Raw genomic sequence first — 14,104 nt, forward strand, 5'->3', positions numbered from 1 at the left:
AGTAACGTTATAATTATTTGTTCCAACAGGTTGGGTTCTTACTGGTGCAATTAGATTAATATCACCATTCGAACTATTCAACTCTATTGCATGGGTATTATAGTAATTTGTGCCATTTCCACTATTAGCTAATGATATTTGAAAGTTCACATTAATATCACTATTCGACTGGATCTTTAATAACTTATTATAAGTGGTCGATCCTAAATTTGCATCCGCGTTAATGGGAGTACTAACCGTGACAGTTCCGGGCTGAGTACAAGAAATACAAGAAGTTAAAATAGTTACATTACTAAAATTTGTGGACAAGCGAGTGTTAATATCACTAACATTAATATTTGCACTATTGGCACTTGGTGTAAAAACATAGGAAACGTTGTTACCGGTTGCAGGCGACCAACTACCCCCACTCGTAGCTGAAGTACTGATAGTAACATTACTATTCTGAGCGAAAACAGTAAAATTAGAAAAACTGAAAAATGCAAAAATCATACATCCGCTTAACAAGACAGAGTCTCGAAAAAACCGGTGAAGTATGTTAATGATTTTGTACATAAAAACGTAAAGAGAAAAACCTATCAATAAAAATAAACAAATGCAACCCGATCATTGGCAGAAATATCATATGATCCGTTAAAGGTTTTATTATATACCACCCATTTTGTAGGAGTTGTTGTGGTGGTTGCAAAAGTTGCATCTGTTCTATATGAATAAGCATTAAAACTAATTAGGATACCATTGACAAACATTTTGAGCTTAGAAAGGCTGTTAGGTGTTTGGGTGAGGGTAAAATTTGTTTGCAAACTTGTAGTCGCGGACATAGTTCCCGTTGAAGCTCCTACGGTTGTTTCATCAAAAACTTCCCTAACTGTAGTGCCAGCAGAACTCCAAATGGCTACGCCTGCAGAACTTAGGGTAAGCACTTGTCCGGTTGTACCTGTCGCAGTTGGGAAAGTGGTACCTCCTGCTGTTAATATATTTGACCCAGATACAGTTAGTGCACCTGTTACAGAAGTAGTTCCTGACAAAATTGCGTTACTTATGGTCTTATTCGTTAATGTTTCAGTACCAGAAAGCGTAGACAAAATACCTGATGTAGGTAACGTAATATTAGTGGCCGCTGTAGTAGTTAAAATTGTATTGAAATTGCCAGAAGTGCTTAAATTCCCGGCAAGAGTAATCGTGTTATTTCCATTATTTACTCCTGTGCCACCGAAGGTTGGAGAAATCACTCCACTGATGGCAGAGGTTCCATCGAAATTAGTACCAAAAATACTTCGAGGAGTTTGTAATGCAGTAGCTGTACTTGCATTACCAGTTAAGGCAGCAGTAATGGTTGCTGCAGAGAAATTGCCACTAGCATCTCGCTTTACTAAAGCATTAGCCGTATTGCTGGACGTAGCTGCTAAAACAGTAGTACTTAAAGAAGAAATGGTCGAAGAACTGACGCCCCCGATTTGATTCACAGTAGGTAAATCTGCGGTACCTCCTAAATCATTGGTTAATTTAAGCTTACCCTTATTGGTAGCATCCGCATCTGGTGTATATGTGCCTCCCGCCATAGCAGAAACAAATGCGGTTGTTGCTATTTGATCTGTACTTGTTCCAGCTGCTGCTGTGGGTGCCGTAGGTGTACCTGTAAATGAAGGGGATGCAATAGTTGCTCTTAAGGCGATATCTGATGTATTTAATGTGATGCTAGCCGTGTTAGCTGCGACTGAGGTGGGCAATGTCGCGATTGTAGTTGAACTTACGCCTCCCACACTATTCACTGTTGGTAAATCTGCTGTGCCTCCTAAATCATTGGTTAATTTAAGCTTCCCTTTTGTTGTTGAATTTGCATCCGGAATTGACGCACCCCCTACTAGAGTAGTGACAAATGCTGTTGTTGCAATTTGATTACTATTTGAATTTGCTGCAGGAGATGGTACGGTGGGAGTACCGGTAAAGGATGGTGAATTTATAGTTGCTTTTAATGCTAAATCTGTTAACAATGCTGTAATACTCTCTGTATTTGATGCAATAGCTGTGGTATTTGAAGTTGTATTTGATGCTAGTGAATTTGTTAAAGTGGTGAGACTCGCTGTAATCGAAGCTACTGAAGTTGGCAATGTCGCAATTGTTGATGAACTAACTCCACCTACACTATTTACAGTAGGCAAATCTGCTGTACCTCCTAAATCATTGGTTAATTTAAGCTTACCCTTATTAGTAGCATCTGCATCTGGGGTAAAAGTACCTCCTACCATAGTAGAAACAAATGCAGTTGTTGCTAACTGATCTGTACTTGTTCCAGCAGCTGCTGTAGGTGCCGTAGGCGTACCTGTAAATGAGGGGGATGAAATGGTTGCTCTTAAGGCTATATCTGAAGTATTTGATGTGATACTAACCGTATTAGATAAGATCCTCGAATCTAATAATGACTCTGCATTTTGAGCTCTCGCAATTTCCGATGTAATACTAAACGTATTTGCTGTTACTGAATTTGATAAGGAGGTAATACTCGCTGTATTTGCTGCGACTGACGTAGGTAATGTCGCAATTGTTGATGAACTAACTCCACCCACACTGTTCACTGTTGGCAAATCTGCTGTGCCTCCTAAGTCATTGGTTAATTTAAGCTTACCCTTATTAGTAGCATCTGCATCTGGAGTAAAAGTACCTCCCACCATAGTAGAAACAAATGCAGTAGTCGCTAGTTGATTTGTACTTGTTCCGGCAGCTGCTGTGGGTGCCGTAGGTGTGCCTGTAAATGAGGGTGATGCAATAGTCGCTCTTAAAGCTATATCTGATGTATTGGATGTGATGCTAACCGTGTTAGATGCAACTAAGGTAGGTAAGGTTGTGATAGTTGCTGAACTAACTCCACCTACACTGTTCACTGTTGGCAAATCTGCTGTTCCTCCTAAATCATTGGTTAATTTAAGCTTTCCCTTTGTAGTTGAAGTAGCATCTGGAGTCGAAGCAGAAGATATACCTGATTGTAAATTTGATTGAACTATAGCTTCTACAAAAGCAGTAGTTGCAATTTGGTTAGTATTGGTGCCGGACGGCGCGGTGGGTGCCGTAGGCGTACCTGTAAATGAGGGAGAATTAATAGTCGCTCTTAAGGCAATATCTGATGTATTGGATGTAACTCTTGAATCTAATCCTGAAATAGCACTACTATTCGATGTAATACTGGCAGTGTTGGAAGTAACCCGGGTATCAAGATCAACGATAGCATTAGCATTCGAGGTGATACTTGCAGTGTTCGATGCTATGTTCGAAGTGTTAGCCGTGATACTATTTGTATTCGAAGTCACCCTAGTTTCAAGTCCAGCAATAGCAATTGTATTCGCAGTGATACTTGCGGTGTTGGAAGCAATGTCTGTGGTATTAGACGTAATACTACTTGTATTCGATGTAACTCTAGTATCAAGACCTGCAATAGCATTTGTATTCGCAGTGATACTTGTGGTGTTGGAAGTAACCCGGGTATCAAGACTAACAATAGCACTCGTGTTCGCAGTGATACTTGCGGTGTTGGAAGCAATGTTTGTGGTATTAGACGTAATACTACTTGTATTCGATGTCACCCGAGTATCAAGACCAGTAATTGCATTCGTGTTCGCAGTGATACTTGCAGTGTTGGAAGCAATGTTTATGGTATTCGCAGTGATACTTGCAGTATTCGATGTAACTCGTGTGTCAAGACCAGAAATAGCATTCGTGTTCGTGGTAATACTTGCAGTGTTAGAGGCAATGTCTATGGTATTGGCAGTAATACTTGCCGTATTCGAAGTCACCCGAGTGTCAAGACCAGAAATAGCATTCGTGTTCGTGGTAATACTTGCAGTGTTTGATGTAATCCTAGTATCAAAACCAGTAATAGCATTCGTGTTCGCGGTGATACTCGCGGTGTTAGAAGTAACTCGAGTATCTAGTCCTGTAATAGAATTAGTGTTAGTAGTTATGCTGGAAGTATTCGCGACAATACTATTTGTGTTTGCTGTAATGCTATTGGTGTTTGCATTTAGATTATTTGTTAATACTAATTCAGCAGCTGTTGCTCTATTCATCTCTGCGGTAATACTGGCCGATAATACATTCGCATTTAAAATTATGGCCGCAGTATTATCTGCTACTGAATTTGATAAAGAGGTGATACTCGCTGTAATTGACGCGACTGATGTAGGCAATGTCGCAATTGTTGATGAGCTAACTCCACCCACACTATTCACTGTTGGTAAATCCGCTGTACCTCCTAAATCATTGGTTAATTTTAGCTTACCCTTATTTGTAGCATCTGCATCTGGTGTAAAAGTACCTCCTACCATGGTAGAAACAAATGCGGTGGTTGCTAATTGATTTGTGCTTGAACCAGCTGGTGCTGTAGGTGCCGTGGGTATACCCGTAAATGAGGGTGATGCAATGGGAGCTCTTAAGGCAATATCTGATGTATTTACTGTGATGCTAGCCGTATTAGATGCAACTGAAGTGGGCAATGTACCAATTGTAGTTGAACTTACCCCTCCCACACTATTTACGGTAGGTAAATCTGCTGTGCCTCCTAAATCATTGGTTAATTTTAGCTTACCCTTAGTCGTAGCATCCGCATCTGGCGTAATAGTACCACCCAAAATAGTGGAAACAAATTCGGTTGTCGCTAATTGCGTTGTACTTGTTCCAGCTGCTGCTGTGGGTGCCGTGGGTATGCCAGTAAATGAGGGTGATGCAATTGTTGCTCTTAAGGCTATATCTGATGTATTTGATGTAATACTAACCGTATTAGATAAGATCCTAGTGTCTAATAATGACTCTGCATTTTGAGCTCTTGAAATCTCAAATGTAATACTCGCTGTATTCGCAGCTACTGAATTTGTTAATGAGGTAATACTCAATGTATTTGCTGCTACTGATGTAGGTAATGTCGCAATTGTAGTTGAACTTACTCCTCCCACACTATTTACAGTTGGTAAATTCGCGGTGCCTCCTAAATCATTGGTTAATTTTAGCTTCCCCTTAGTAGTGGCATCCGCATCTGGTGTATTTGTACCTCCCAAAATAGTGGAAACAAATTCTGTTGTCGCTAATTGAGTTGTACTTGTTCCAGCCGCTGCTGTGGGTGCCGTGGGTATGCCAGTAAATGAGGGTGATGCAATAGGCGCCTTTAATAATAGTTCATTAGTATTAGATGTAACTCTTGAATCTATTCCTGAAATAGCACTTATACTCGAGGTAATACTAGCCGTATTTGAATTAACTAGTGTTTCTAGTCCTGTAATGGAATCTGTATTGGACGTAATACTTAGGGTATTTGCTTGAACCTTTGCCTCTAAGGAAGTAATACTCGCCGTATTGGAGGCAACTGCTGTAGGTAAAGTACTAATTGTCGACGAAGACACTCCTCCTACGGTATTCACTGTGGGCGATTCTTTTATACCCCCTAAATCTCCACCTAAACTTACCGCGTTCGGATTACTTCCTCCTGTACCAGAAACCCCTAGCATAGATGTCACAAAAGCCGTGGTAGCTATTTGATCTGAATTGGTGCCATTGGGTGCCGTAGGAGCAGTAGGTATGCCGGTCAAAGCAGGTGAAGCCAGTGGAGCCTTCAATAAAATATCGGCTGTGTTGACATTAATTTTGGCCGTATTTTCTAAAACGACCTGTCTTAAAATAGCCACTCTGGATATTAACGTATCTAAATCATTTAATGATACAAACTGCTTATCATTCAGGAATTCAGATAATTTGGTTGGTGCATTTTGGACGTTGCTATACTTCACATTATCCGCGTAAAATGAATAAGGAGTATAGGTTAATAGTTGAGAACTTACCTCCGAAAAGGTTTTACAACCATCTAAACTGATTGCTACTTTTAGGGTCTTGGTGTCCGATGACCAAAAAACTGTTTCAAATGAGTTATAATTCGGTGTTGCATTTCCACTGTATACTAAGGGTTGTTTTCCTAAACCAATAGATAAATCCACCAGTCCATACCCATCAGTGGAATCCTCTTGGATCTCTTCGTACTCTAATTGTTTTTGTGGATTGTAGAAAGAAAAGCGAATACATACCTTACCGTTCGCATAAGGTTGATTCGATAAGCCCGTACCGGGAATATCCTTTGTGCTGGGATCAATTATTACCGCCTGGTAATTCAATGTCCTTTTACTAGCTTGAGAAAACCCAACTAAAGAACATAAAATTAATACGAAGACGAGTAAAAGTCTTTTCATAGGTTAGGTCTTACTTGTTTATTCTTAAACCCACTGAAAAAATGGCGGGGGCAAAATTTAGCAAGGAATTATTTACAGGGGATACTCCCATGGTTTGGCCTTTCTGGTATGAAAAATGGCCGACCAATTTATCGGTAAAACTTTTTTCAATTTCAAAACCATAACCCGCTATAATTTTTATTCCTGAAAATTGAGGGTCGTCAATTAAATTCAAATAGCGATTACCCAATAGCTGATTGCCGTGAGCTATTTTATTAACACTCAAAATTCCCTGCACATTAATGGCAACCTGATAGGGAAGGGGAACTCGAACGCCTAGTTTTCCAAAGACTCCTAGAAAATCTGTTTGATAAGAAAAAGCTGTAGGTGGAATGTCTCCTACCGCATTGAGCTGAGTAAATTGAGCGCCCACATCATAATTCATGTAGCTTAAAGCTTTAGCAAGGAGCTTGTTTTTACTTAGGTAGATGGCAAAGGGTTTTTGGGAAACTTGATATTTCGCTAAATCAACAAGCCTTGGCTTGTGCAACGAGATTTGAAAAGCAATTCCAGAACCAGACTTTAATGACGTAATCGCCTGCCCTTGATTATTTACGTAATCATAGGTTGTGAAGGAAAGACCTTGACTTAATTTAATCTGTTGACTAAACGAAGAAAAGGCGCAAAAAATTATTAGAACAGTGAGCTTTAATAATTTCAATTTACAGTTGTTTATGGAGGGGACTTAGCAACATAAATCTACTTTAGTAAAATTCAACTCTGATTAAAAAGCAACGAAGGGTTGCTCCCAAATATTACAAAGGAGCAATGATATCAATTTGATACGTTTGAAGGGAGGACCCCTATGCGACTCTTGAAGGCTGTAGAAAATTTACTCCGACTTTGAAATCCGACTAGAAGAGCTAAACTCTCAATTGTATGGTTTTTTAAATAGCCATTCTTTACCAAATTATTAGCATAGTCTATCCGCAAATCTGACTTCCATTGGGCAAATGAGCTGCCTAAATATTCGTTAAAATAATAGGTAAAAAAACGGTCAGAAATTTTTAATTCAGTAATCAACTTTGGCTTTCCAAAATCCGAAGAAAGATAGGGGAGAGTAATTAAGTATGCCTGTAACATTTGCTCAAATTCTAGAATTTGCCCTTTCTCTGGCTGCAAGGTTTCTGGAGGATCTATCTGCTTTTTAACTTCTCCGTACAGAACATTGGGAAAGAATAAGACACTGATATACAGCATTGTCCCCACTATTGATGATACAATTAATACAGGATAAGGATTTACAAAATCTCCATTCCCCAAATTAGTAAGCCTATATGCAGTAAAGAATATAATTAATAGGTTTGAAATCAATATGGAAGGGATGAAAAAATCTAACCACTTGCTTTTCCCTTTATGCAGTATTAAAATGCCCCTATTTTTAATTAATAAATACCAAGCACTTATATACAACATGTAACCTGTCAGGATTATATTTTTAGCGATAAACATATATTTTACCGGAATAATCAGGAGATTCATTTTATCAATGGCCTCGTAATTGGAGACATGAAAGAACGCAACAAATCTATACTTGTATTCTAATGTTTGAAAAACATAGGGGGATATGACAAGTATACATAGAATAAAAGGCAAAAAATGGATTAAATCAGACGACTTTATCTGATTCGACTTTGTCAATTCATGCCTGATATAAAAGTAAATGCAAGGCCCCAATAATAAAAAGAGAGGCGAGATGTGCACTAAAAGGATGACTGAGATGATTGGAATTTTATAATAAAAAACGGCAGCATAGAAAACTCCATACAAGCTGTTCAAAAAGTAAAACGCCGCTAAATATCGATTATTGGGATTAAATCGAATGATGACTAAACTTAACAGTATTCCTAGAAACGAAAAGAACAGGACTAACATACAGATAAATTACATAGAAATATAAGTATTTCAATTGATAAGGCAACATCTCCCCCAATTAATCGACTCAAAAGTCCCAGCATTTCAGGTAATTAAGCCAGCTCTTATCTTTAAATCAATGAGCCCAAATTCTCAGAGGCTAGCTGAGAAAACTCAAAAAACAAATCGCAGGTATCAATTTTAGAACATTTAGCTAATGTTAAGGTAAGAAAAAATAATCTAATTGTTATCCTTTTGATATGAGTCGGGCGTAAAACAAAAAAGCCTTCCCGAAGGAAGGCTTTTTCAGACGCTTGAATTGTACTTGGGATGGGAATCGAACCCACACGAGCGTTACGGCTCACGGGATTTTAAGTCCCGCGTGTCTACCAGTTCCACCACCCAAGCGTCCTGATAAAACTAAAAGCACCGATGGTGCTTTTTCGTTTCGAGCGAAAGACGGGGTTCGAACCCGCGACCTCGACCTTGGCAAGGTCGCGCTCTACCAGCTGAGCTACTTTCGCGTTTTGTGGATGCAAAAATAAGCCCTCCTATTGAATTATGCAAGTCGAAATCAAATTTTAGTAAAAATATTCTCTAAATTTATGCTTTCGAAAAAAATATGAGCATCAACAAACTCGACCAAACTGATCACAAATTATTGGAGATTCTTCAGCAAAATGCGAAGATCACAAACGCACAATTGTCTAAGGAAATCGGTCTTTCGCCGGCACCTACTTTGGAACGCGTAAAGAAACTAGAAACGGTAGGAATTATCCAAAGCTATCACGCTCAGGTGGATAGAGAAAAAGTAGGCTTAGGTGTGAGCACGTTTGTGACAGTAACCTTAACCGGACACAAGAAGCAAGTGACCGAGTCTTTCGTCAAACAAATCAACCAAATTCCAGAGGTGATCGAGTGCCATCATGTGACGGGTTCAGGCGATTTTATGTTGAAAATTATTTCGAAAGATATTTCTTCTTATCAGAAATTAATGCTCGAAAAAATCAATGAAATAGAAGAAGTAGCAGCCACATCGACTATGGTGATTCTGTCTTCGTTCAAAGAAAGTAAAGTATTGCCTATTCCTTGATAACTTATAATCGATGCATAAACTGCGGGATCATTCGGTTTTTCCAAGCCGTAAACGTCCCCGCTTGAATTTCCTTGCGAGCCTCACCTACCATCCACAAATAGAAACGTAGATTGCAAACACTCGCGATCATCGCTCCCAGCATCTCCTCGCAACGCACGAGATGACGCAAATACGACTTCGTATATTGACCGTGAACATCGTTCACAAAATGTGGATCAACCACAGAAAAGTCAGACTCCCACTTCTTATTCTTGATATTGATAATTCCTTGTGTCGTAAAAATCATCCCATTACGCGCATTTCGAGTAGGCATCACGCAGTCGAACATATCGATTCCGAGTGCTATTCCTTCTAAAATATTCGCCGGTGTCCCCACGCCCATTAGGTAGCGAGGCTTGTCTTTGGGTAAAATATCGGTCACCTCATCCGCCATTGCATACATATCTTCTACTGGCTCGCCCACGGATAAACCGCCTATAGCATTACCAAAAGCCCCTTTGGAGGCAATATACTCCGCCGATACCTTCCGTAGATCGGAATAAACACTTCCCTGAACGATAGGGAATAGCGTCTGATTATAACCGTATTTAGGATCAGTTTCATCAAAACGTGTGATACAACGATCCAGCCAGCGGTGCGTCATATCCATCGATTTGCGGGCATATTCGTAAGTGCATGGATACGGCGTGCATTCATCAAAAGCCATGATAATATCCGCCCCGATTGTGCGCTGAATATCCATCACTCCTTCTGGCGTGAAATAGTGAATACTTCCGTCGATATGTGATTTGAATTTAACTCCTTCTTCCTGAATTTTTCGTCCGGTTCCTGCCAAAGAATACACTTGATACCCTCCTGAATCCGTCAAAATAGGCCCTTGCCAGCCATTGAATTTATGTAATCCTCCCGCCCTTTCAATCACCTCTAAACCCGGACGCAGGTACAGGTGGTAGGTGTTTCCGAGAATGATTTGGGCTTTAATCGGGTCTGTTAATTCTGAAATATGAACGCCTTTTACGGTTCCAGCCGTGCCTACAGGCATGAAAATGGGCGTTTGAATCGTCCCGTGATCGGTCTGTATTTCTCCTGCGCGCGCTTTCGAGCTAGGATCCGTGTGGCTTATTGAGAATTTCATAGCGCAAAGCTATGAAACAGATAAGAGATTATAGAGTAAAGAGTAGAGATATTTAAAAACATCCTCCGACTATATTCTACAATCTCCTATCTATACTCTCTACTCTATTATCTCTACTCTCATGAAAGTTGAATAATTCCCAGGGGGAATTATTCAACTTTCATCACCCCATTCATAATCCTCCAGTGACCTGGGAAGGTACACAAGAACGGGTAATTGCCTGGAACAATTGGTGCCTTGAAGACCACTTTCACCCGGCCATCGGATTCGACTAATGGAGTGTAAGCTAACACTTCCGGCATCGCAGGAATATAATTTTTTGCCGCGCCATCCGCTGCGGTGATCATTTTGTCAGCCGCCAAACCGATTTTTTCTTGGCTACCTAAAGCGCCTAAAACCCAGTTGTGCTGCATCGCATCGACGTTTTCGAAGATCAATTCGACCGTAGCACCTGCAGGTACCGTGAATTCCGCTGGGCTGTATTTCATCGCTTCTTTGATCGTCATAATCGTACGTTTTACGACTACACCTTTCACCTCGGCAGTAGGAATTTCTACTTTCCAAAGTCCGGCTAAGCGTTCATACGCCTCCACATCTTGCGGACGCAATTGCTTGCCTAAGCCTTTGATGAAACTTACATTATCAGCTAATAAATCTGCTGAGCGTTTCGCATTCCAAGTTGCAGAAGCCCCTTTCAAAGCAGCTCCCATCGTAGGACTAGCCACTTGTTTGATCGAGCGCAATAAAGCAACGATGTCGTTAGCGGAGTCATCTGAGGTCATGCCGCGGAACGATTTCTCTACAATGTACGAGCCTAAATCAGCTGGCAATGAAACCACAATCGGTTGTCTGAAGGTGTTGTTATTACGATTTGATTCGCCTAATACCGCTTTTGTGTCTAGGTTGATTTCCATCACATAGTTACCTGCTTCGTCAGCTGTCCAACCTAAGTTTCCTGTCCAAGGACCATTGTTGTTTTTCACCACTGAAACCGTTTCACCTGGAGCTGCACCATCTGTGAAGGTATAGGATTCTAAATCAGTACGACGACCCATGCCTTCGATTTTGACGGTTAGGGGAAGTGGAGTGCCTTTTGGTAGTGCTTTATCGCCTCTGTTTTTCACGCGGATCACGAAACTAGCACCTTCACGTAAACGGAAGTTGCCGCCTTTGATTTGAACTTCTTCCACGACTAAGTCTAGGCCTGATTCGGTGCCAGTAGTTGATGGATTTTTCGCTTCTTTCGCTAATTTCTCGGCTACTACTGCACTTGATTGAGCCCCTTGTTTTGCGATAAATGCAGCACGACGTACAGGGCCACCTGCCATTACGTAAGCTGTTAAAGCATCTGGAATCCAACGGTCAGTGGTTTTCGCCGAGACTGCGATTTTACGCGCCATCGCCGCTTCAATTGCTGGGGAGGACGGGGATTCGATTAAGGCTAAAATAGAATTTAAAACAACTAGAGAGTCTTTGTCGTTGAGCATTTTTTGGTCCAAAATCAATTTCGCTGACGCCGCCGTGCGAGGTAAAACTTGTACCGCTTGCTTACGCACTGCGGCTGAAGAATGCTTCATTGCACGTGCCAGAACGTCCATCGGTAAAACGCCTAATCCTTCTAAAGTTCGTAGGGCGTGAATTGCACCGGGAGCGAGACCGATTTCATCGGTTTTGGCAGAACCAATTAAAGCCACCAGAGCCGGAACCACGTCTTTATTTCCGCGCTCTACTAATAAACGTTGCGCGTTCAATCGCCAAAATAAGTTCGAATTGCTCAAGGCAGCCACACATTCTGCCGGAGTCTTTAAAGAAACAGGTGTATAAGCTGGCGCTTTGTTATAGCCCACGCGATAAATACGACCGTGGGTAAAATCACGTAAATCCGTATCGTAGGCATTTCCTCCACCATTCTTAAATCCTTGCGGCGTCGGGTTGTGCTGGATGATGTACGAATACCAGTCCGCCACCCAAACAGCCCCATCCGGACCTACTTGCGCAAACACCGGAGATACCCATTCGTCTGCTCCAGCAAGGAAATTGAATGCTTCTTTGTCGTTGAAATCTGAACCTGTAGAAACCTGGCGATTCTGATGAATCACGTGGCCTGTCGGCTCTGAAACGAAGGCGATTTGGTTCCAATATTCTTTCGGGAACGAGCGCGCAGAATAGAAATTATGTCCAGCTGCTGCTGTAAATCCACCAAAAACATCGACCTGACGCACTTTCTTCGTGATCGTCCGCATATCCTTGTGCGTATCCGTATTTTTGGAACCATTCAAAGTCATAGGTGCATGCCAAATATTGCGGTGCGGAATGGCCATATACCAGCCATGAGCGTTATTGGCGGTTGAACCAAACACATCGCCCGCCTCGTTAAAGTCAAAACCCCAGGTATTATTCGAGGTCGTGGTCATGTGCTCCATCTTCGAACCATCTGGCTTAAAGCGGAAGAATGCCTGTGCAAATTGCAGCGAATCCGCTCCCACTTTGCCCTTGTAACCTGAATAACCTACAGAACCCCAGATCCAGTTATCGAATCCATAATGCAAATTCGAAGGACCTGCGTGTGTATCACCTGTCCCAAAACCGGTGAACAAAATCTTCTTCTCATCCGCCACGTCGTCGCCGTTCGTGTCTTTCAACAAGATCATGTGCGGCGCCTGCGAGATGATTAAGCCACCATTAGCGAACACCATTCCAGTAGGAATACTCAATCCATCCGCCCATTTCGTGAACTTATCAGCTTTGCCATCGTTATTCGTGTCTTCACACAATAAGATATAATCGCTACCGCCCGTTTCTTTTCGCTCGTTAGGATAGTCTTTGGTAATCAACACATACAATCGTCCGCGCTCATCCCAAGCCATCGCAATCGGGTGCATCACGTTCGGTTCAGACGCAAAAACCTGCAAACTGAAGTCCACAGGCACTTGAATAAACTTCACCGATTCCTCCGGACTCAAAGGCAATTGCTGCAATTGAGCGCCTTCACGTTTCTCGTAGTTAGGCAATTTGGCCTCGCGGTATTTCAATACCGGAATATTTAATGCCGTTAATAAAGCCCTTTTTTCTGCCCCTACCGCGTGTAAAATGCCTTGGGTTACTAGATCCTGAAATCCTTCCGTTTCCCACGTGCGCTCGTCATGACCATAAGCCGTATAGAATACGTTACCCTTTCCATAAGTTCTGGTCCAAGTATAAGGTTCAGTAGTCGCACCCGGTTTGTCTTTCGCTTGTTCTGGGCCTATAATTCTAGATTGCCAAATCTGGTTATCCGGCTGTAACTGGCTGTGCAAATACGTCTCGTCTACTGTCTTAATCTTCACGAAAGTATTCGCCTCGTTTTTCACCCGAATCGAATCCATCCCATGACGCCAAAACTGCCCACCCACCATCTTCACAAATTCTTTCGAATTGCGGAAGTTAAACGAAGCACAGTGAATGGCCACTAAACCGTGACCCGAAGCCACATAATTCAAGAGCGCTTTCTCCTGCGGTGCGGCGATAGAATCGTGGTTCGCATAGATCACCAAGGCATCGAATTTGTTCAAATAAGCCTCATTTAAATCTTTCAAAGATTCCGTATAGGTGATGTTCATCCCCTTAATTCCCACCGCAGATTGCAGCGCAGGATATCTGTCAAAAGGTTTGTGGTGGCCTTTATCACCTAAAAATAATAATTCTAAACGTCTGCCAGGTGCGGCAGAAACCGAGAATTGAAACAAGAGTGCCGCAGCAAATAAGAGAAAACGCATC

General features: G+C 41.6%; 7 protein-coding genes and 2 tRNA genes. 1 reads left to right on the top strand and 8 read right to left on the bottom strand.

Features of this window, described 5'->3' with window-relative positions; translation table 11 throughout:
- From ACILP5_RS09060 to ACILP5_RS09085, 6 genes are all read right to left on the bottom strand, one after another.
- The coding region (locus ACILP5_RS09060) for a hypothetical protein (protein ID WP_395618338.1) at window positions 1–309 on the bottom strand (309 nt) is incomplete at its 3' end.
- 269 nt (window positions 310–578) lie between these two features.
- Entirely contained in the window at window positions 579–6,224 is a 5,646-nt protein-coding gene (locus ACILP5_RS09065) for a beta strand repeat-containing protein (RefSeq protein ID WP_395618339.1), read from the bottom strand.
- A gap of 10 nt (window positions 6,225–6,234) precedes the next feature.
- Entirely contained in the window at window positions 6,235–6,924 is a 690-nt protein-coding gene (locus ACILP5_RS09070) for a hypothetical protein (protein ID WP_395618340.1), read from the bottom strand.
- A gap of 113 nt (window positions 6,925–7,037) precedes the next feature.
- Window positions 7,038–7,715, bottom strand: a complete 678-nt coding sequence (locus ACILP5_RS09075; RefSeq protein ID WP_395618341.1) for a helix-turn-helix domain-containing protein — start codon at window positions 7,713–7,715, stop codon at window positions 7,038–7,040.
- Window positions 7,716–8,439: 724 nt separating this feature from the next.
- Window positions 8,440–8,525, bottom strand: a tRNA-Leu gene (locus ACILP5_RS09080).
- 43 nt (window positions 8,526–8,568) lie between these two features.
- Window positions 8,569–8,641 (bottom strand) — tRNA-Gly (locus ACILP5_RS09085).
- 98 nt (window positions 8,642–8,739) lie between these two features.
- Between ACILP5_RS09085 and ACILP5_RS09090 the strand changes: the two genes are divergently transcribed.
- Window positions 8,740–9,210, top strand: coding sequence for an Lrp/AsnC family transcriptional regulator (locus ACILP5_RS09090; protein WP_395618342.1), 471 nt, complete (start codon window positions 8,740–8,742; stop codon window positions 9,208–9,210).
- Window positions 9,211–9,214: 4 nt separating this feature from the next.
- Here the strand turns inward: ACILP5_RS09090 and tgt are convergent, their stop codons facing one another.
- A complete protein-coding gene (tgt, locus tag ACILP5_RS09095; protein ID WP_395618343.1) occupies window positions 9,215–10,348 on the bottom strand; it encodes a tRNA guanosine(34) transglycosylase Tgt in 1,134 nt (377 codons plus the stop codon).
- A 149-nt stretch (window positions 10,349–10,497) separates the two neighbouring features.
- Complete coding sequence (locus tag ACILP5_RS09100) at window positions 10,498–14,103, bottom strand: PVC-type heme-binding CxxCH protein (RefSeq protein ID WP_395618344.1); 3,606 nt, start codon at window positions 14,101–14,103, stop codon at window positions 10,498–10,500.
- Between the last annotated feature and the right edge of the window lies 1 nt (window position 14,104).

The organism is Aquirufa sp. (genome assembly GCF_044239315.1).
Lineage (GTDB): Bacteria > Bacteroidota > Bacteroidia > Cytophagales > Spirosomataceae > Aquirufa.

Excerpts from the sequence above, each read along its gene's own strand:
- ACILP5_RS09065 (WP_395618339.1), bottom strand. The coding sequence starts at position 6,224 with ATGAAAAGACTTTTACTCGTCTTCGTATTAATTTTATGTTCTTTAGTT.
- ACILP5_RS09075 (WP_395618341.1), bottom strand. The coding sequence starts at position 7,715 with ATGTTTATCGCTAAAAATATAATCCTGACAGGTTACATGTTGTATATA.
- ACILP5_RS09090 (WP_395618342.1), top strand. The coding sequence starts at position 8,740 with ATGAGCATCAACAAACTCGACCAAACTGATCACAAATTATTGGAGATT.
- tgt (WP_395618343.1), bottom strand. The coding sequence starts at position 10,348 with ATGAAATTCTCAATAAGCCACACGGATCCTAGCTCGAAAGCGCGCGCA.
- ACILP5_RS09100 (WP_395618344.1), bottom strand. The coding sequence starts at position 14,103 with ATGCGTTTTCTCTTATTTGCTGCGGCACTCTTGTTTCAATTCTCGGTT.